The following is a 680-nucleotide window of genomic DNA, read 5'->3' on the forward strand; positions in this document are numbered from 1 at the left end:
TCATAACGAACCCTAAAGCCAATCGCGCTGCTTGATAGGCCACTTCCAAGTTCGTTTTGTTTATCGTTTTTGCCATAAAGTGTAATTTCGGCTCGCGGTTGTATAATTAGCTTTTGCGTGAGTAATAGTTCGTACTCTGCCTCTAACGTAAATGCGGTATTGCCTCGCTCACCTACGTATGCTGTCATATCAAGTTCAAACCAATAAGGGGCTAAACCTTGTAAGCCAAAAGCTAACCATTGCCGATTTTCACCTTCTTTATTGTAATCAAGACGAACACCTGCTTGAGTATCCCAATATGCTGATACGGCGTGACCCCATAAAATATCGGTTTGGTTTTCTTCAATACTTCCTTCGCTGAAATCACCCTCGGTTTTAATTACCAATCGATCAAAGGTAGTGCCGTACCATGCTTGTAAGTCAAATACACCTGCGTTTGCTTGCTCGTTATATTCAAGACGATCGCCTAGTAATGCGTAAAATGGATGCTCATCAGCGAGTGTTAATCGCTCATTGCCCTCAAGCGCATATGGGCCTTCTGTTAAAGTTGTTCCCGCAGAGTAAGCATGGGGGTCTCTTGCATCTTTAGGTGCACTTCCTCCTTGTGGTTGCATCTTAGCGCTATTCATTTGTGCCATTTCACTTTGCGCTAATAAAGGGAAACTAATTAATGAAGCCCC

At 43.2% G+C, this 680-nt stretch carries 1 protein-coding gene; it reads right to left on the minus strand.

Annotated elements, in window-relative coordinates; all coding sequences use genetic code 11:
• Window positions 1–680 (minus strand): copper resistance protein B (locus tag PSH48_RS20695; protein WP_273612289.1); only part of this gene is annotated, 680 nt, incomplete at both ends.

It is taken from the genome of Pseudoalteromonas sp. Angola-4 (genome assembly GCF_028599265.1).
Classification (GTDB): domain Bacteria; phylum Pseudomonadota; class Gammaproteobacteria; order Enterobacterales; family Alteromonadaceae; genus Pseudoalteromonas; species Pseudoalteromonas atlantica.